Consider the following 18,567-nt stretch of genomic DNA (forward strand, 5'->3'; position numbering starts at 1 on the left):
AACACGATACAGATGAAAATCTCAAACGCTCATACTAGCGATATTGCTGAAACTCAAGCTCGCAACCTAGCAATAAAGCAAACTCACAAACTCGCAAACTCGCACTTTTTATCAGACATAAGCAAACTCGTATCAAATATGCGGCTAATAATTAACCTGCTACTGCCTTTGTTGCGTATAACTTTAAAAAAAGTTCAATAATTATCGTAATAAGTGTAAATCCGTCAGTTAATTGATGAATTTTTTTGCTACAATTGTCTGGCAAGTAATGTGAGTGAGTTCAACAGCACCATGTGCAGTTAATCTGCTTCCTTTTAGTGAGGTTGATCTTGGTCAGTATATTGTTTTTGTAAAAGTCATATCATAGAAACGGCTCTATGCTCGAGCTAACTTAGTCAATTAGTTGATAAAGTCGGGATTATTCGAGCATGAGGCTGTTAATAACCTTGTTTTAATCAAGGGTTTTAATTATGATCGCTTCTATTTTAAAATTTCGAAAAATTAACCTGCTGTAACTGATGTTCTCAATATAGCAAGTGTTGAGAATCATAGTGGAGATAAGTGGATGAGCAATGCGCCTGTAGACAATGGCCGACGTCGCTTTTTAACCATAGCTACCTCTGTTGTAGGTGGTGTTGGTGCGGCTGGGGCTGCTGTTCCTTTTATTGCGTCTTGGAATCCAAGTGAGCGAGCTAAATCTGCGGGTGCGCCTGTAGAAGTAGATATCAGCAAACTTGAGCCGGGACAATTAATACGTGTCGAGTGGCGTGGTAAACCTGTATGGGTTGTATCACGAACCCCTAAAATGCTTGAGCAGATGAAAGAACACGAAGGTCAACTTCGTGATCCGCAATCGCAAGAGCCACAACAATTAGAATCATCAACCAATGATTTCCGTTCATTACGCCCTGAGATATTTCTCGCGGTAGGTATTTGTACGCATTTAGGGTGTTCACCTGGCTTTTTCCAAGGTAATTTTGGTGAAAAGGTTGAGGGAACAGATGATGGTTTCTACTGTCCATGTCACGGTTCTAAATTTGATATGGCTGGCCGTGTATTTAAATCGGTACCTGCCCCGTTAAACTTAGAAATACCACCTTACACATTTCTTGATGATACCACTATTTTAGTGGGCGAAGAAAAAGGGGTAGCCTAATGTTCGGTAAAATTATTGGTTGGATAGACGACCGTATCCCAATGACACGTGTTTGGAACATGCATATTGCACAGTATCCAGCACCGAAAAACTTTAACTTCTGGTATTTCTTTGGCTCATTGGCCATGTTAGTACTAGTAAACCAAATTCTTACCGGGATTTGGTTAACGATGAACTTTGTTCCGTCTTCTGAGGGCGCATTCGCTTCAGTAGAATACATCATGCGTGATGTAGAATACGGCTGGTTACTACGTTATTTGCACTCAACAGGTGCATCAGCGTTTTTCATCGTTGTATATATGCATATGTTCCGTGGCATGATCTACGGTTCTTACCAAAAACCACGTGAATTACTGTGGTTATTCGGTATGTTTATCTTCTTAGCGTTAATGGCTGAAGCATTCATGGGTTACTTATTACCATGGGGTCAAATGTCATTCTGGGGTGCACAGGTAATCATTTCACTATTCGGGGCTATTCCGGTTATTGGTGATGACTTAACACTTTGGATCCGTGGTGATTATGTAATATCAGGTGCAACGCTTAACCGCTTCTTTGCATTACATGTTATTGCTTTACCATTGGTTATCGTAATTTTAGTATTCTTACACATTGTGGCACTGCACGAAGTGGGTTCAAATAACCCTGACGGTGTTGAGATCAAGCGTAAGAAAGGCTCTGTTGCTGAAGAAGATAAGCCTAAATTTAAATTCCATGAGTATTACACTGACAAGAAAGATATTGTTGATGCGATTCCGTTCCATCCTTATTACACAGTAAAAGATATTGTGGGTGTGGTTGGTTTCTTAATCTTGTTTTGTTGGGTGGTGTTCTTTATGCCTGCGATGAATGGTTTCTTCCTTGAAGGACCAAACTTTGAAGCGGCAAACCCACTTAAAACACCTGAACATATTTTCCCAGTTTGGTACTTTACGCCATTCTATGCAATCTTACGTGCAATCCCAGATAAACTAATTGGTGTTGCTGCGATGGGTGCATCGATTGTAGTGCTGGCGTTATTACCTTGGCTTGACCGTGGCACAGTGAAATCGGTTCGTTACCGTTGTGGCTTCCATAAATGGAACATCGCAGGTTTTGTTGTTACTTTCGTGCTTCTTGGTTGGGTGGGTGCAACTCCACAAACTGATATGAAGACGATCATTTCACAAATCTGTACTGTGACTTACTTTATGTTCTTCGTACTGTTGTTTGTATACAGTAAGAATGAAAAAACTAAGCCATTGCCAGAGAGGTTAACGAAATGATGAAAAAGCTAATTATCGGTTTATTTGCTTTATCAATAAACGTATTGCCGGCAATGGCGGCAGGTCCATCGGTTCCATTAATGGAAGCCGGTAATGACCTAACTGATCAGCCTTCGTTGCAACGTGGTGCAAAGTTGTTCATGAACTACTGTCTTGGTTGTCACCAAATGCAGTATCAGCGTTATGAGCGTACTTTCCGTGATATCGGTATTCCAACAGCCGTTGGCCTTGAGCAGTTAATTTTTGACGGTTCAAAAGTTGGTAGCCATATCACTAACGCAATTACTAAAGATGATGCAGCAAAATGGTTTGGTGCGGCTCCGCCGGATCTAACTCTAATTGCACGTGTAAAATCTCCGGATTATATTTACACGTACTTAAAGTCATTTTATAAAGATGAATCTCGTCCGTTTGGAGTTAACAATATTGTTTTCCCATCGGTAGGTATGCCTCACGTTTTGCAAGAACTGCAAGGTTTACCAACGCCTATTACTGAAGAAGTCGAAGAACATGGTCACACTGTGACTAAAGTTATTGGTACTGAAACAGATGGGACTGGCGAAATGAGTGTAGACGAGTACGATCAAGCGGCTCGTGACTTAACTAACTTCCTTGAGTACGTGGGTGAACCTTCACGTCTTGAATCAGAAGCGTTAGGTATCAAGGTTATCGGATTCTTAGTTATCCTATTTATCTTGGCATTCATGTTGAAGAAAGAATACTGGAGAGATGTTCATTAATTTTGAACATATTTAAAGGTAATTTTGCAATAGGGGCTTAAGCCCCTTTTGCTGTTTTTGTTATTTAATGGAGGTAGGCATGGCCGTAGCTGCCAATAAGCGCCCTGTAATGACCCTTTTTTCTGGTGCTAACTGTATGTATAGCCATCAAGTACGCATTGTACTTGCTGAAAAAGGCGTAAGTGTAGATATTCATCTGGCCGAAAAGGACAACCTGCCAGAAGCACTTCATGAAATTAACCCTTACGGTACAGTGCCAACACTGATTGACCGTGAGCTTGGTTTATATCAGGCAAACATCATCATGGAATACCTTGATGAACGTTTTCCTCACCCTCCACTAATGCCTGTTTATCCGGTAATGCGTGGCCGCAGCCGTTTAATGATGCATCGCATCGACACAGATTGGTACAGCCTTGCTGCTAAAATTTATGCTAATGGCGCTGAATCAGCGCAAGCGCGTAAAGAACTAACAGAAGCTTTACTTGCTGTTTCAGCAATCTTTACTGAAGCTCCTTACTTTATGAGTGAAGAGTTTAGTTTAGTTGATTGTTACTTAGCACCATTACTATGGCGTTTACCAGAGCTTGGTATTGAGCTAACTGGTGCAGGTTCTAAAGAGATGAAAGAATATATGATCCGTTTATTTGAGCGTGAATCATTCCAAGCTTCTCTTACTGAAACTGAGCGCGAGATCCGTTTGTAATGACGCCTAATCGTCCTTATTTACTTCGTGCTTTCTTTGATTGGATTGTTGATAATCAGTGTACACCGCATTTAGTGGTTAATGCTGATTTTCCAGCCGTGCAAATACCAACACAGTTTGTTCAAGATGGACAAATTGTGTTGAATATTAGCCCATCAGCTGTCACACAATTCTCAATGGATAATCAGCAGTTAAGCTTTAGTGCCCGCTTTGGTGGTCAGCCAATGCAAGTATACGTGCCAATTGGTGCCGTGCTTGCGATCTATGCCCGCGAAAACGGTGAAGGCACTGTGTTTACTGCAGATGAGTTTTTAGAAGATGAAGACGAGTTTGCAGCTGAGTTAGAAAGTGTTGATATCGCAGATGAATTATTACCTGACGAGCCAGCTCCTTCTAAGCCTGAAAAGAAAAAAGGCTCACACTTACGTGTTATTAAGTAATATGTAATTGTTTGATAAAAACCGCTGATTAAGCGGTTTTTTTATGTCTGTATAAAAGCAGATTGAAGGTTAAAGGTTAAAGGCGCTAGGTAAACTAAGGGCTACGGGGTTGGCATGGATGGTTGGATTTGCGTAGGCGCGGCTTTATGTCGCGCAGGTGTAGTTTAAGTTCACGGGCGACGAGCTGCGAGAAGCGGGTTAAGGTTGATTGTTGTAGCAACGGGTTATCCCGCGTTTTAAGCGAAAATGCGCGAGGTACACTCCCGCGTACAGGAATTAAAAAGCCTTGCAATATTAACTGCAAGGCTTATAAGTTCCTCGAACCTAGAACTTGATACCTCTACAAATACTCAAAGACCTTAATAACACGTTCTACGCCAGAGACATTACGGGCAACGTCTACTGCTGTATTTGACTCGGCATCAGACACTAAGCCCATTAAAAATACTTCGCCGTTTTCAGTAACTACTTTAATATTGTTGCTGCTGATATTGTCAGTAGTGAGTAATTGCGTTTTTACTTTAGAGGTTAACCAAGAATCATGGGTTTGGGTGCTCATACTAATGTTAGAGCCTATGCGCAGCTGGTTATGTATTTTACGTATTGCAGGTAGGCCCTCAATGGCACGCTGAGCTTCATCTTTCATTTCTTGATTAGCAACTTGGCCTACTAACAGCACGATGCCGTTAACGCTAACCACGCTGATATTGGCATGATCAGCAAGGCGAGGTACATCGTTTATTGCGACCCCAGCTTTGATTTCGATATTACTATCATCGATTTGCGAACCAAGAGTACGACGATCGTTGGCTGCGGTAACGGCACCAGCGGTACCTGCAACAACTGCAGCAGCGCAGCCTTGTAATAATAGTACTGTACTAATAACAATTAGAGATTGTTTCAACATTAGCTTTCTTCCTGTGGGAATAGGGTCAAGTCGACGAGTTCACTCAAACAATGAAGATTAACCAAGTGAGATTCTATGATGCGGCTAGGACGTTTTGACGGAACACGAATTTCGACATCATTGGCGCCGAGTAAACCTACTAGCTCACCGCCATCATCACCAACCATAACAATAACTTTCATATCTTTGGTGAGTGCGGCTTCGACTGCAGATATGATGTTTTTTTCGTTGCCATTAATTGCTAAGACCAATAGTAAATCGCCTTGTTGAGCAAACGCTCGTATTTGCCGCGCAAAAGTTTCTTGGTCGTCACTTTGGGTGCTTTGACCAAGATTGATATGTTCTTGTGACAGCGCGATTGCCGGTAAACAAGGACGTTCTGTTTCGTAGTAGTTGATCAATATACCGGCCATATGCTGAGCAAGCATATGACAGCTCGCAGTACCGCAACAAATCAATTTATTACCATTGATTAGGCTTTGCGCTATGGTAAATGCAGCGGCTTCTAGGGCGCTTGGGAGTACTTCGCCGGCGGCTATTTGCACCTGAATGCTTTCAGTAAAAATCTCTTTTATAGTATCTTGCATATTAAAATACGTTTTTTATCCAATTAAGTTGTTGCGATGTGCCGCCTGTTATTGCGACAAAGTCGATTCTTATTGCTTGATCACTAAGCTTTTTGGTTGCTAAATAATGGTAAATAGAGCGCTTTAAACGTTCTTGCTTTTGTTTACCTAAAGCGTGGATTGCTCCACCCTTAACATAGCTACTGCGAAATTTCACTTCCACAAACACTAGCGTGTTGCCATCGCGCATTATTACATCTAGCTCCCCGTAGGGGCAGTTATAGTTTCGCTCTAACGGGATCAGCCCTTGCGTTACTAAGTATTTTTGCGCTTGTAGCTCGTAATACTGGCCTTTCTCTCGGCTATTTTGCCACAGTTGTTTAAACCACGACATCACAACATCCTTGTTTTATATTGTTTTATATTGTTTTATATTGCTTTTAGCTACTCACTGTTTGACCGGCTGGTAGCTGATTGCATAAATAATGGTAACGGTGCTGATGTTGCTAGCTGCACCGCCTGGATTTGTCTATTTTTGTATTGCGCCCAATTAAGTTGGCGATTTATTTGCCCATCACTGGTAATGCTTAATTGACCGGTTAAGCCATTAAACCGCTTACCGGGAAGCATACTCAATTGTGTGATACTACTTAACATAGCAACCGAATCATAGGCCATCGCAAATAAACGCTGACTTATATCAGCCTGTTCTGGCCACAGCGAGTTATATTGCTGACGCAAGGCATGATCTTTGACTTGTCCACTGAGCATCCATGGTAACTCGGTAAAATACAAACCATCGAGATCGCCTTTATCGGTGCTATCGATTTGCTTGCTATGACTTTTTGAGCTGGCATACAGAGGAATGCGATCAGCAAAGGTACTCACATTTACATCTAAATAAGGTTTAATCAAGCGAGTTTCGATAGCATCACCGAGAATATAAATAACATCAATATCACGACGAGAGCGGGTTTCGCTTTCTACTTCTTGTTTAAATAATGACTTAACGGTCGCAATACGTTCTTTTGATTTATCAACTTCTAACAGGTTAATAATGGTGGTTGGCATATCTTTTTTATCATTATAAAGACCAACTTCTGGTGTGGTTTCACTATAGCGTTGCCATTGTCGGTTGAATAAATCCACTAAGCGCTGGCCTGAACTATTATTTGGCGCAAGCAGCATAGGTTTTTGATAACCAACCGTTAAAAAGTGCTCAAGTGCTTGCTGTATTTCGTGTTCAGGATTAAGCGCAAAGAAGTAATGCTGTGGAGACTGGCGCTCACCATCAAAGGTATTTAAGTGCAAAACTGGGTAATCTTGTAATGCTTTGCTTGCAACTAGCTTATCAATGTTCGCTTTGAGTAACGGCCCAATTATAAAGTTTGGTTTAATTTCGAGTAATTTTGCAGAAAGCTCAGCAGAGCTAAGCATTTCATCAATAAAAATGGTTTCATCAATAGATGAGTTATCTAGTGCTGCTAACACGCCAGCTTTTAAGGCATCACCTAGGCGTTCATTAGCACCTGATTGGGGTAATAAAACAACTAAACGTTCAATATTCAGTGGCTCAGCAGTAATTAGATCCGCAGCCTTTTTTGGTAATACCGCGATTGCCGGATGGCCTGAATAACGGCGCTGCCAATTATTAATTGCTTGGTCAAGTTCTACAGGGGCACCTAAGTAAACTTTATGATATAAAGCTAAATTTACCCAACCTTGCTGTATCACTGAGCCGCGGTTAAAGCGTTCAAGGGCATAAGATGAAAGCTGCTGAAGGTTCTGCCATAACGCACTATTTAATTGTGGGATCGTTAAGTTCTTTTTACTTGCGGTTTCAGAAGCGCGAAAAAAATATGGCATCGCTTGTTTTGGTAAATTTTGTGATGCGTAAATACTGGCGGTTAAATATTGATGCCAAGCAAAATGCTCCGGTTGAGTCAATTGGCTGTCTAAACTGGCTAGCATCTCAAGTGCGAGGGTATTCTTGTTTTGTTGCATTTGCGCAAAAGCGGTATAGAGTTTATTTTGCACTTGGTCTACGCTAGGTGTGCGTTCTAATTCAGTACTAATTTGCTCTAACAGTGGCCATTGTTGCTCTACAATCGCAGCATCACGCGCACTATAAAGAAGTTGGATTTTGTCAGCGCCTAGGCGATTTAATGCTAGTTGGTACATAGATTGTGCGTCAGTCGCTTGAATTTGTGATGCGCTATTAGCTGAACTGAGGTTTTCACTGGTTTTAGTCGGTTTTTCGGTTGTACTACAGGCCGATAACCCTGACAATATGATTAATAGACTAACAAGTTTAAGTCGCACAATGATTTCCCAATACGTTAACGCGATTTGCTTATATTACTGACTGACGCAGGAGACCTCAATGTTAAATGAGGAGAATTCACAGAAAATCGGCACTCTTTACATTGTAGCCACCCCAATCGGCAATTATGACGACTTAAGTCAGCGTGCAATCGCGACTTTATCGCAAGTTGACTTAATCGCTGCTGAAGACACGCGCCATACCGGTAAGTTGCTTAGTCACTTTGGTATTAAAGCTAAAACCTTTGCTTTGCACGACCATAATGAAAAGCAAAAAGCGCAACAAATTATTGATCAACTTAATCAAGGTTTAAATATAGCATTAGTTTCGGATGCAGGCACACCGCTAATTAGTGACCCTGGTTATGCGGTTGTTAATTTATGCCGAGAGCAGGGCGCACATGTCACACCCATACCAGGAGCATGCGCCGCCATAACAGCTGTATGTTGTTCAGGTTTACCAACAGATCGTTTTCAGTTTATTGGTTTTACCCCAGCAAAAAGCAAAGCTCGCCAAGACTTTTTTATTGAAGCGGTTAATTCCAATATAACCAGCATTATGTACGAAAGTACTCATCGCATCATGGCAAGTTTAGATGACTTGGAGATAGCGCTTGGTAGTGAGCAACAAGTGGTGTTTGCTAAAGAGTTGACCAAAACCTTTGAAACATTTTTTAATGGCACAGTAAGTGAACTTAAACAGTTTTTAACCGACGATCCAACCAAACAGCGCGGCGAAATAGTGCTAATGTTGCCTGGTAATCCAAAGCAGGTTGATGATATTCCGCCAGAAGCACGTAAAATGTTGGCGTTACTTGAGAATGAAATGCCAATGAAAAAAGCCTGCGGTATAGTGGCCGATTATTTTGGCATGAAGAAAAATGCCCTTTATAAAACAATTATTGACGAAAAAGGCTAAATCTTTACTGCACATACAATCCAGCTCAGGTATACTGCGCGCCGAGTCAGCCAAGATGATCGCTGCCTGCAACGAAAATGCGCAGGGGGAGGAAAGTCCGGGCTCCATAGGGCAGGGTGCCAGCTAACGGCTGGGGGGCGTGAGCCTACGACAAGTGCAGCAGAGAGGAGACCGCCAATCTTCGGATTGGTAAGGGTGAAAGGGTGCGGTAAGAGCGCACCGGGCCACTAGCAATAGTTGGTTGCAAGGTAAACTCCACCCGGAGCAAGACCAAATAGGGTTCCTTATGGCGTGGCCCACGTTGGAACCGGGTAGGTTGCTTGAGCCATAGAGCGATTTATGGCCTAGACGAATGATTATCACTTTCTTCGGAAAGGACAGAACCCGGCTTATACGGCTGACTCACTCATTCAATAAAAAAGCCCGCAGTTAACGCTGCGGGCTTTTTTATGCTTGAAATATACGCTCTAAATCCAAACTAGGCACAAATGCTATAAGCCATTTTCTTAGTCGTAATAAGAAAAACGATGATATTAACCTCTTTCATTAGCGCCTAACCTATTGCTTTATTGCTAGTTTAGGGAATTAGAATGAGCGTGATCGAGGGCAGTACAAGGGAGTTTGGCAATACAACGGTGCTATTACATAGCTTAGGTTCATCATGCTACCGCATCGAGTGGTATAGCAAGATGACTGGGGCATCAACCAGCTTGACGCGGATCAAACTAGGAAAATATTTAGTGCTCCGTAAATGGGCATCAGCGCTTAATATACAGGATGTGTCCAGTGAGTTTGATCGGCGTAATAGTGCACTTATTCACTTTTTGAATAATGTCGATATTGTGAAGTCTAAAGACGATTTGATACTTGCAGCAAAACAGCACTGCGTTAATCTTTTCACTAATTATGAAGGCTTAAAGCCAATCAATAAAGTCACTTTTCCTAAGCCTCGGCTGCAAGGTGCTATTGGCAAAAAAGTGGTTATAAAATCAAAAGTCGGGGATAAGGAAATTGCTCAAGGATTGCTATTACAGTTAGTCGGTAATCAAGCTGAAGTGCAAGTACCTGCTAACGATAATGAGGCGATACAGGTAAGGAAAAAGTTTTATTCCAAGCAAGTTTATATTCGCTAGCGGACTTGTTCATCAGCTGATATGGGGAATGTTGCATTAATGGTGAAGCCTTGCTCGTTTGAGAATGAGCATTGGCCGCCAAGAGCAGTCACGCGTTCATCAATGAAAGCGAGACCATAACCACCCGAGTGTGAGGCGGTTGTCGCGACATTGCCATTATCCTGAATAATTAACGTGATCAGATCCGAGTTGGAATCTAAACTAATTACCAACTCAGATGCACAGCTGTGCTTGATGCAATTGGTGATTGCTTCTTGGCAAATTCGATAGATCGCAATTTGATGTTCATCTCTAATTGCTTCGTTTATGCATAAATGTGTTATATACCTAACTTTTTCTTTATGCATCAAGCTTTTAAACTTCCCTTGTGAAAGTGCTTTTGCTAAGCCTAATTCATCAAGCTCACGCGGACGCAGATAATGCATCAGGTGATAGACTGAATCATACATTGAATTAGCATTTTGTTTTAACGTAGTCACAATCGCGCTGACGCTTTGATCCGTCATACTGGTTAAAACGGCAAGATCGGTTTTAAATGCAGTCAGGTTTTGCCCTAATTCATCATGAAGCTCTTGTGATAAATGCTTCCTCTCACTTTCTTGTACATTCACCATTTTGATAGCCAGTTGTTGGTTTTTTTCTAATTGCGCCCTAAGTTCAATGTTTGTCAGTGTTAGCATATTATTTTTTTGTCGCAGCTCTGCTGCTGCCGCACCGAGTAATAAACTCGTTGCGGCATTGGTCAGAATAAACAATTGGCTAATATAAGTATTAGTTGCATCTTGTGTGATGCTTGCTTCTAATATTATTAAGCCATTTGCTGCTGCTGCGCCAAATATAGCGCCTGTAATACCAAAGTGATATGAAAACCAAATAATTGGTAGTAGGGAAGCCAAGCGTAATAGTGAGTAGATATCAGGGCGCAGCAGATAAATCGACAGCATTAATAGGGTAAAAACAGTGACTGTGATAATTAGTTTAACTCCGCCCTCTAGGCTAAAGGCTCGGTGATAACTGTTAGCACACAAAATAATAAAAGGTGTGATAAACAAGCTGCCAGTTAAATCACCTAAAGTCATATTTAACTGATATTGCAGTAGTTGTTTACCTTCTAACCAAGTTGTGAACTCAAAAGAGCTGGCAAACAAAAACCATTTTGATGCTGCCGCTAAGCTTGCTAGTAAAATAAGCGAAAGCACACCTTTACTATCTTTTATCGTTGGTGGCCAACGGCTATGCTTAAAAGCGAAGACAATGGCTAAATAGATAGCCTCTTGCCACGCACCATGCAATAAATTTAAATGCCATTGCTGGGTATAAAAAGAACCTAAATACGCTGCATAGAGTCGTGATGCTAACCATATTATTGGCCAATAGCGTGTTGGGAACATAATAACAAAAGCCAGTTTAATACCTGCAGGGAGAAATATAGCACTACTTTGTGGGACGGTTTCTAGATGGTTACTAACCCATGTAGAGGCACACAGCGCGATTAAGTAAGCAACGCAAACCGCGCATTGCTTAGCTGCCCCTAGTACTATGTTTGTAGTGGAAGGTGTGGCAGTGATAAGCCTAGGCCAACTCATTAAGTTGAATAACCCCGATATCAATGGCAACTTTTAATAGTTCAAATGAAGTTGTTGCGTTTAGTTTATTACAAATATTTGTTTTATGTACGTGAGCGGTTTTCGGCATCATGCCGAGCTGTTGAGCAACCTGTTTGGCATTTAAGCCTTTGGCAAAAAGTGGTAGAGCCTCTATTTCTCTATTTGTTAAAAGGTCTTTTTTATCAGAAACACAGGTGTAGTTGAAGTTAACGTCTTCACTGATGTAGCGATGGCCGCGCATTACTGTTTTTACCGCATCAATCATAGCGTCTGAAGCTGAGCGCTTTGACACATAACCAAGCGCCCCAAGTTGTATTGCATTGCTGACGTACGGTTCATGGTCGTGCATAGAAGCTACAATGGTTTTTATTTCTGGGTAATGCTCATTTAAGTATGATAGAAAAGTCAGGCCAGTCTCACCTTCGTGCATTGAAATATCAACGATAAAGACATCTGGCTGGTCAATATTTACTGCTAACTTTGCTTCGTTCACTGAGCAAGCTTCAATTGTTACTTGCCAGTTTAACTCGAGCTCAAGTAGTTTTTTAAAACTATCTCGAACTAACTGATGATCTTCAATGATACCAATCCGCATAAATCCCTCCATTTTCAGGAATTATACATCTAAATCAATTTACTATGTCTAAGAATTATTCCTAGTGAAATTACCTGTCGATTCTTAAGATGAACGTTAATGTAGGTTTGTAGCAATGATGTACTGCAAAAGAGGTATGAACCGTGCAAAGGGCTAAGTCTTGTTACTATTAATCGCTTTAAACACTGAGTAGCTAACGGCTAATACTAGACAGATGGTGGCGGGGATAAAGAGTGCATTAAATTTATAAAACTGGAATGCATAAGCACCTAATGTACCACCGCAAATGAATCCTGAGATGATCAGTAAAAACAACAGTGCTTTGCGTTTATCAAAGGGTTCGCCTCTTAATTTAGCGCCAAGCATTAGCCCTAGATCAGTAAAGATACCGGTAACATGGGTGGTGCGAATAACTGCGCCGCTGTAAGTGGTGGCTAACGCATTTTGTAAGCCGCAGGCTGCAGATGCTAAATAGTGCCCGTTTACAGAGTCATTCGATAAAAAATACACTGAGCTTGCTAACAGAATGGCTTCAAATAACAGCAAGCTGCTGTAGTTATGGCCAAGTTTTAATGCACCACTTTGCAAAAAAGCGCCGGAGATCGCCGCACCAGCTAAAAAACTCAGTAGGATAAGAGCTAGGTGTAATACATCAGTAACGTGGGAGGTAACAAGGCTTGTGCCAAGGAGTGTTGCAGTGCCTGATAGATGTGAAATTGATTGATGTTTGAAGCCTAGTAACCCTATCGAATTAACAAGCCCAGCAACAAGCGCAAGTAAAAACGATCCATATTCTACCCAACGAGGCAATTTTGAAATCACGGCTAACAGTTAATTTAATAAAATCTGTTTGGTAACCTATCAGTTCGTTATTTATTAAACAATAGCTAGCTAAGTTTTCTGTGCATAGTTTGTGCTGGATCAGCAATATTTAGGTAGCTGTTGTGGATTGGTTGCTTACCAGTGCTAAAAATTCCTGTTCGGGTAATGGCTTTGCAAACAAATAGCCTTGGCCATAATCACACCCTATACCAAGTAATAATTGCTGCTGCTCTGGTGTTTCAATGCCTTCGGCAATCACTTTTAAACCAAATTGATGTGCCATAGTGATAATTGCTTTGCATAACGCGAGATCTTGATTGTCGGCTTGAATGTTATCAACAAAACATTTATCAATTTTTAAATAATCTGCGTCCATTTGTTGCAAGTAGGCAAGCGATGAATAGCCGGTGCCAAAGTCATCTAAAGCGAGTTCCATACCGGATTTTACCAGCGCTTTCAGACGTTGTTGAGTGAGTTGCTCTGGTGCGATCATTAACCCTTCGGTGATCTCGCTAACAATTGCACTCGGTGGTAAATTGGCGGCTTTTAGTAAGGCTGGCCACAGATCAATACCGCTATCAAGGCAGCTAAATTGTACCGGCGAGACATTAATACTAAGTTGAAAGTTGGCATCAACCTGCGCTCGTAAAATCGTTAGCGTTTGTAATGCGCGAGTAAATACAAATTGTCCTAATGGGTTGATATATCTAGACTCTTCGGCCAGAGGTATAAACTCTGCGGGACTAATTACGCCGCGTGTCGGGTGGCGCCAGCGCAATAGTGCTTCTGCTTTATGAATGTGTCCAGAATCTAGGTTAACGATTGCTTGGTAATAAAGATCAAATTGTTTTTGTTCAATGCCATAGCGCATGTTTTTGAGTAAATCCATACGCGCTTGTGCTTGCTCACGTAAGTTGTGATTGAAAAACTCAAAACAGTTACGACCATTTTGTTTGGCTTTATACATGGCTTGGTCGGCGGCTTTTAATAACAGCTCTGAGCTATCGCCATCGATTGGTGCAATAGCGATGCCGATGCTGGTTGCTATGTGTAGTTCTTCGCCTTCGAGTATAAATGCTTTTGTCATGGCATTGAGGATATCGTTGGCTACTTTTTTAATGTGTTCTTCAGTGACTAGCTTGGCATGCACAATGACAAATTCGTCGCCACCAATACGTGCAATAAACTCAATATCAACAATTTCTTGTTGCAAACGAATTGCGATCAACTTAAGTAATTCGTCACCATAAAAATGGCCTAAGGTGTCATTTATGTCTTTGAAATGATCAAGATCAAGTAGCATGATCACCAGTGGCTCATTAGGATTTAAGCTGTTGTTGAGGCGCTGATTTAAGCGTTCTTTAAGCTCAATTCGATTAGGTAGATTGGTTAAATGATCATAGTGAGTTTGATGCCATATCAGATCTTCTGCTGCTTTTTTAGCAGTAATATCGGTAAAGATCGCGACTCTGCGCTGCGCTTCAGAATGTTCATTGTATACAGTATCGATAGTAAGCCATTCAGTGAATAACTCGCCATCTTTACGACGGTTAATTATTTCACCTTGCCAACGACCCGTTTTTTGTAACTGTAGCCACATTTCATGATAAAACGCTTTGCTGTGTTTGCCTGAAGCTAAGATAGCGGTGGTATTGCCCAGTATTTCTTTTTTACTGTATTGAGTTACTTCACAAAAAGCTGGGTTAACATCTAAGATAACGCCGTTTGGATCGGTAATAGCCATTCCTTCACTGCTATTTGAGTAGACCAATGAGGCCAGATGAGAGGCTTTTTCAGCGTTCTTTCGCTGGCTAATATCTTGCAATACGATGGTGTACTCGTTGCTATTATGCTTGGCACTGATCCGCGCTTCAAATACTTGCTCGACTTCGCTGTTATTGATTATTAACTCAAATTGGCTAGTTTTATTTTTACAGGGTAAATTCCTAAGTAACTGTTTACTTTTTTCTTCACCAAGTAGCTCGCGAAGATGTAACTTTGAACGCGCACACACTGGTAAATTTAACTGTGAAATTTGTCCGCCTAAGTTCAGTACATCACCGTGAACATTGATCCGAATATAGGTATCAGGCAAGGCGTTTAATAAACTACTTAGTTCGTCATGTTGGCGTTTGACACTCGCTTCTGCCGTCAGACGTGTTTGCGCCATCGCTTTAAAATGTTGATAGAGAGTATTCAGCTCTGGGCTATTTAAAGAAAACTGTTTTGGTAATAACCCTTGCGCAAGCTCTTTAATCGTCAGTGTGAGTTGCGCTATGGGCGTTAATACGTTGCGCTTTAATTGGCTATGAGCAAATATAGACAGGCCAATAATCATCAATGTGAATGCAGCTAATGTGATAAAAAATAGTTGGTTGGCAGCTTGAATTGCGTTATTAAATGGCATGACAACATAGACGTTTAGGCTATTTTTAGTTTCATCGGTATACATGGTTTTACTGTGTAAAATGTGATTAATACCTTGCAATTCAATTGTGCTATTGAGCATAGGTAGTTCAGAGCTAAATCCATAGGCGTTAATATTTTCGCCAAACAGCGATGGATCGTTAGGGTAATTTGCAATAATGCGACCGTTGTTGTCGGTTATAACAGCAATGGCATCTTCGGGTAAATGAGAGTTGGCAAGTATCTGGCTCCACCAATCTAATGTGACAACCGTTACTACCGCCCCATATACTTGTTGCTGCTGATCAATAAGTGGATAAGCAAAATTGAAACTGAGGGAATTGATACTGCGATCTTTTTGAAAATAGCCAATGGCAAAGCTTTTAGTTGCCACAGCATTTTTAAAGTATTCACGATCGGCAATATTAATATTTTCTTTGCGTCCTTGTAATAAACACACCGCATCGCCTTGTATATTGACGATACCAATATTTGCAATTTCAGGTTGAAGTTTTTGTATTTTAGCTAAGTAATAAGGGCAGCCGGTTTGTAGTGGCGCGGCAAAGTCTTTTAAATCCGCAAGCTGAATAGTAAATGTTTTAATTTTTTTGAGTAGCTCAGTTTGCTGATCCATAAGCTGTTCGGCAACCGTTAAAGCCTGCAGCCGACTCTCTTGGCGCGCCGTTTCTTTGGCATGCCAAAGGCTAAATAAGATCACCAAAATACCTGGTAAGCTCAGTAAGATAAATAAACGATAAAGTCGGTGTTGTAACGATGAGGAAAAAATAACAATACTCTTCATACTGGGCTTTGGCATAAAATTGTAGCCAATTAAGTTGAAAATAACCATATATAATAAAAGGTTATTTATACTTTCTCTAATAAATAATAGAGCAACTACGCAAAAGAGTATGATTGCGCTACGTAAACCTCATTATTATAGTAAACGTAATAACCAGCTAAATTGACTTAGCTTTATTTTTTTGGATGAATTTTGGTTATGACTATTTAGCGCTTGAAAGCCTGCACCTGCCGTAAAGGCACTGGCAATACCGACATTCGATACTGCAAAGCGTTTAAGTCGGTAATTGAAAGCTTGATGATGTTGCTGTTTTAACGCATTGATGCTATTCATTTTTTGACTTAAGTGACGAACTTTATGATTTGGTTTCTTAATAAAATAATCAATTAGCATTATTCACCCCTATTTATATTGAGTAATTGTTTAATGCTGTGCGCAGTTTTATCAAAGCCAATTTTACTGCTGATATAACCAATATTTTTCCACAGCCACATCAAACAAAGCAATTGTAAGCCAATTAGACACACAGCACTGAACCATATTGATTGACTAAAGGCAAAAATCGCAAAGCCAAGTGTGATCAGCAAACCGGCCCACAACAATACTAAGCCACCGGCAAAACTTACCAGTAAAATAATAGTCAATGCCAAAGAGCGGGTTGATAGTCGCCACTCGGCACTCGCTAATTCTTTACAAATACCTGCCTGTTGGCGATAGTCCTGATAAAGCTGTTCACCGTATTGAGACAATTTAGCAAGATGATCTTGCCACTGATCAGCACTTTGCGGCGCAGGATCAGCGGCTTGATGCTGTTTATCTTTAGGATCGGTATGTGGTTGCATAATCGCTTACTTGCTACGGCGAAATAGTGCAGTTACTAGCATACCGGCTGCAAACGCAATACCAGCTGTAGCAAGCGGATTTTCAGCGGCTAATTGACGAGTTTTACCACTGTATTCAGACAGTTTTTCACGCGCAATTTTTTGCTTTTCAGTCAGAGTTTCAGCTGAGCTTGAAGCACCATGGCGAATATTTTGCTCTGCTGTTGCAGCCTTAGAAGACAGCGAATCAACAGCAAGATGAGCCGCTGAGGTTGCTTTATCTGTTAATGGCGATTCAGTGTGAGCAGCGATGTCATCAACTTTTTTACTGGTTTTTGCAGCTGAATTAGAACTCGATGTTGAAGTAGTCATAGTAATCGTTCCTTAAATATTAAAACTAAATTGTGTAATACTTGTTGCAGCCTTCGTACCACTTCTACAATCTTATTTAATTACTTATAAATCAATGTTTTACTTTTTATTTTTCGAATTGGTTTGTTTGAAATAACAGCGTTTTAAGTAACTATTGCAAAAAGATCGCGTAAATTTTACAAGATCTATTAAGCAGTAATTCGCTACTAATATTTTGTAACTGTTCATTGATTATTCATTAATCATTTAAGTCTGTTTATTTTGTTTTATCTCAGAATAAAATATTTTTTTTGTAGTTATCCACTTTTTCCCACGTAATTCAGTAGCTTTGCGCTAGGCCTTATTTTTTCTGGCTTTAACACGCCATTATAGGTTTTTGCTGACTTGACAAAATAGCTTGTCAAGCCCTAAACTGGAGCACTGTGGTAAAAAGTGGTATTTAGTGGATCAAATTGGATCAAATTAATCAAAACAGATTAATTACAAACTTTTAGAGTAGGCTTTTTATGTTCCGTGGTGCGAGTTCACTGAGTTTGGATGATAAAGGACGATTTGCGGTACCGACTAAGTACCGAGACTCGTTGTTGTCTGAAGATCAGGGGACGGTGATCTGTACTGTCGCACTGAACGAGCCTTGCTTGTGGTTATATCCATTGGCGCAATGGCAGGATATAGAAGATCGCTTAGCTAAAATTTCCAATATGAATCCACGCGCTCGACGCATGCAAAGGATGTTGTTAGGTAATGCAACAGAGTACCAATTAGATAAAAATGGTCGAATATTGCTGGCACCGTCGTTACGGTCTCATGCTGATTTAGGCAAAAAAATCATGTTGGTCGGTTTGATGAATAAATTTGAGATCTGGGATGAAGAGCGTTGGCATGAACAAATGCGCCAAGACACCGAAATTGAACGACTCGGTGAGTTTGAATCAACCCCAGACTTAGATAATTTTTCGCTCTGATCACACAATAAAAAGGCAAACAA

The 18,567-nt window shown here is 40.8% G+C and carries 19 protein-coding genes and 1 other RNA gene; 9 read left to right on the forward strand and 11 right to left on the reverse strand.

What is annotated here, in order from left to right:
• Positions 1–565 precede the first annotated feature (565 nt).
• From petA to H5180_RS17555, 5 genes are all read left to right on the forward strand, one after another.
• Positions 566–1,156, forward strand: a complete 591-nt coding sequence (gene petA / locus H5180_RS17535; RefSeq protein ID WP_182719667.1) for a ubiquinol-cytochrome c reductase iron-sulfur subunit — start codon at positions 566–568, stop codon at positions 1,154–1,156.
• Positions 1,156–2,421, forward strand: a complete 1,266-nt coding sequence (locus tag H5180_RS17540) for a cytochrome b N-terminal domain-containing protein (RefSeq protein ID WP_149980603.1) — start codon at positions 1,156–1,158, stop codon at positions 2,419–2,421. Before petA ends, H5180_RS17540 begins: the two co-directional genes overlap by 1 nt.
• Positions 2,418–3,161 carry a cytochrome c1 gene (locus H5180_RS17545; RefSeq protein WP_182719666.1) on the forward strand — a complete coding sequence of 248 codons (744 nt, stop codon included), beginning with the start codon at positions 2,418–2,420 and terminating at the stop codon, positions 3,159–3,161. The genes H5180_RS17540 and H5180_RS17545 overlap by 4 nt, the downstream gene beginning before the upstream one ends.
• A 79-nt stretch (positions 3,162–3,240) precedes the next feature.
• Entirely contained in the window at positions 3,241–3,867 is a 627-nt protein-coding gene (gene sspA, locus H5180_RS17550) for a stringent starvation protein SspA (protein WP_064667929.1), read from the forward strand.
• A complete protein-coding gene (locus H5180_RS17555) occupies positions 3,867–4,307 on the forward strand; it encodes a ClpXP protease specificity-enhancing factor (protein ID WP_145236812.1) in 441 nt (146 codons plus the stop codon). Before sspA ends, H5180_RS17555 begins: the two co-directional genes overlap by 1 nt.
• Before the next feature lie 340 nt (positions 4,308–4,647).
• Here the strand turns inward: H5180_RS17555 and dolP are convergent, their stop codons facing one another.
• The 4 genes from dolP to H5180_RS17575 are packed head-to-tail and all read right to left on the reverse strand — an operon-like array spanning position 4,648 to position 8,102.
• On the reverse strand, positions 4,648–5,214 hold the full coding sequence (gene dolP / locus H5180_RS17560; RefSeq protein WP_064667842.1) for a division/outer membrane stress-associated lipid-binding lipoprotein: 567 nt from the start codon (positions 5,212–5,214) through the stop codon (positions 4,648–4,650).
• A complete protein-coding gene (locus tag H5180_RS17565; protein WP_145236825.1) occupies positions 5,214–5,801 on the reverse strand; it encodes an SIS domain-containing protein in 588 nt (195 codons plus the stop codon). The genes dolP and H5180_RS17565 overlap by 1 nt, the downstream gene beginning before the upstream one ends.
• A gap of 1 nt (position 5,802) precedes the next feature.
• Positions 5,803–6,174: a YraN family protein gene (locus H5180_RS17570; RefSeq protein ID WP_145236829.1), complete on the reverse strand. Its 372-nt coding sequence runs from the start codon at positions 6,172–6,174 to the stop codon at positions 5,803–5,805.
• A gap of 50 nt (positions 6,175–6,224) precedes the next feature.
• Positions 6,225–8,102 (reverse strand): penicillin-binding protein activator, encoded by a 1,878-nt coding sequence (locus tag H5180_RS17575; protein WP_182731660.1) that lies wholly within the window; start codon positions 8,100–8,102, stop codon positions 6,225–6,227.
• Between the two features lie 61 nt (positions 8,103–8,163).
• Here H5180_RS17575 and rsmI point away from each other — a divergent pair, with 61 nt between their 5' ends.
• The 3 genes from rsmI to H5180_RS17590 all read left to right on the forward strand — a co-directional run bounded on the left by rsmI (position 8,164) and on the right by H5180_RS17590 (position 10,154).
• Complete coding sequence (rsmI, locus tag H5180_RS17580) at positions 8,164–9,021, forward strand: 16S rRNA (cytidine(1402)-2'-O)-methyltransferase (RefSeq protein ID WP_149980608.1); 858 nt, start codon at positions 8,164–8,166, stop codon at positions 9,019–9,021.
• A gap of 43 nt (positions 9,022–9,064) precedes the next feature.
• Positions 9,065–9,429, forward strand: an RNA gene (gene rnpB, locus H5180_RS17585) — RNase P RNA component class A.
• A 182-nt stretch (positions 9,430–9,611) separates the two neighbouring features.
• Positions 9,612–10,154 carry a hypothetical protein gene (locus tag H5180_RS17590; RefSeq protein ID WP_182731654.1) on the forward strand — a complete coding sequence of 181 codons (543 nt, stop codon included), beginning with the start codon at positions 9,612–9,614 and terminating at the stop codon, positions 10,152–10,154.
• On the opposite strand, the gene H5180_RS17595 is transcribed toward H5180_RS17590, so the two are convergent.
• From H5180_RS17595 to H5180_RS17625, 7 genes are all read right to left on the reverse strand, one after another.
• A complete protein-coding gene (locus H5180_RS17595; RefSeq protein ID WP_182731653.1) occupies positions 10,151–11,740 on the reverse strand; it encodes an MASE1 domain-containing protein in 1,590 nt (529 codons plus the stop codon). The two genes, H5180_RS17590 and H5180_RS17595, sit on opposite strands and share 4 nt — an antisense overlap.
• The gene (locus H5180_RS17600) at positions 11,727–12,356 is read right to left on the reverse strand and encodes a response regulator transcription factor (RefSeq protein ID WP_149980610.1); all 630 of its coding nucleotides are present in this window, start codon (positions 12,354–12,356) and stop codon (positions 11,727–11,729) included. The genes H5180_RS17595 and H5180_RS17600 overlap by 14 nt, the downstream gene beginning before the upstream one ends.
• 153 nt (positions 12,357–12,509) lie before the next feature.
• A complete protein-coding gene (locus H5180_RS17605) occupies positions 12,510–13,178 on the reverse strand; it encodes a YoaK family protein (RefSeq protein WP_182731652.1) in 669 nt (222 codons plus the stop codon).
• 109 nt (positions 13,179–13,287) lie between these two features.
• The gene (locus H5180_RS17610; protein WP_259399589.1) at positions 13,288–16,401 is read right to left on the reverse strand and encodes an EAL domain-containing protein; all 3,114 of its coding nucleotides are present in this window, start codon (positions 16,399–16,401) and stop codon (positions 13,288–13,290) included.
• A 120-nt stretch (positions 16,402–16,521) separates the two neighbouring features.
• Complete coding sequence (locus H5180_RS17615) at positions 16,522–16,779, reverse strand: hypothetical protein (RefSeq protein WP_182731650.1); 258 nt, start codon at positions 16,777–16,779, stop codon at positions 16,522–16,524.
• Positions 16,779–17,228 carry a hypothetical protein gene (locus tag H5180_RS17620; protein WP_182758739.1) on the reverse strand — a complete coding sequence of 150 codons (450 nt, stop codon included), beginning with the start codon at positions 17,226–17,228 and terminating at the stop codon, positions 16,779–16,781. The genes H5180_RS17615 and H5180_RS17620 overlap by 1 nt, the downstream gene beginning before the upstream one ends.
• A gap of 6 nt (positions 17,229–17,234) precedes the next feature.
• A complete protein-coding gene (locus tag H5180_RS17625) occupies positions 17,235–17,579 on the reverse strand; it encodes a DUF883 domain-containing protein (protein ID WP_182731648.1) in 345 nt (114 codons plus the stop codon).
• Between the two features lie 506 nt (positions 17,580–18,085).
• Between H5180_RS17625 and mraZ the strand changes: the two genes are divergently transcribed.
• Positions 18,086–18,544 (forward strand): division/cell wall cluster transcriptional repressor MraZ, encoded by a 459-nt coding sequence (gene mraZ, locus H5180_RS17630; protein WP_145236856.1) that lies wholly within the window; start codon positions 18,086–18,088, stop codon positions 18,542–18,544.
• The last annotated feature ends 23 nt before the right edge of the window (positions 18,545–18,567 follow it).

The organism is Pseudoalteromonas sp. SR41-4, from assembly GCF_014163985.1.
In the GTDB taxonomy this organism is placed as follows: Bacteria; Pseudomonadota; Gammaproteobacteria; order Enterobacterales; family Alteromonadaceae; genus Pseudoalteromonas; species Pseudoalteromonas rhizosphaerae.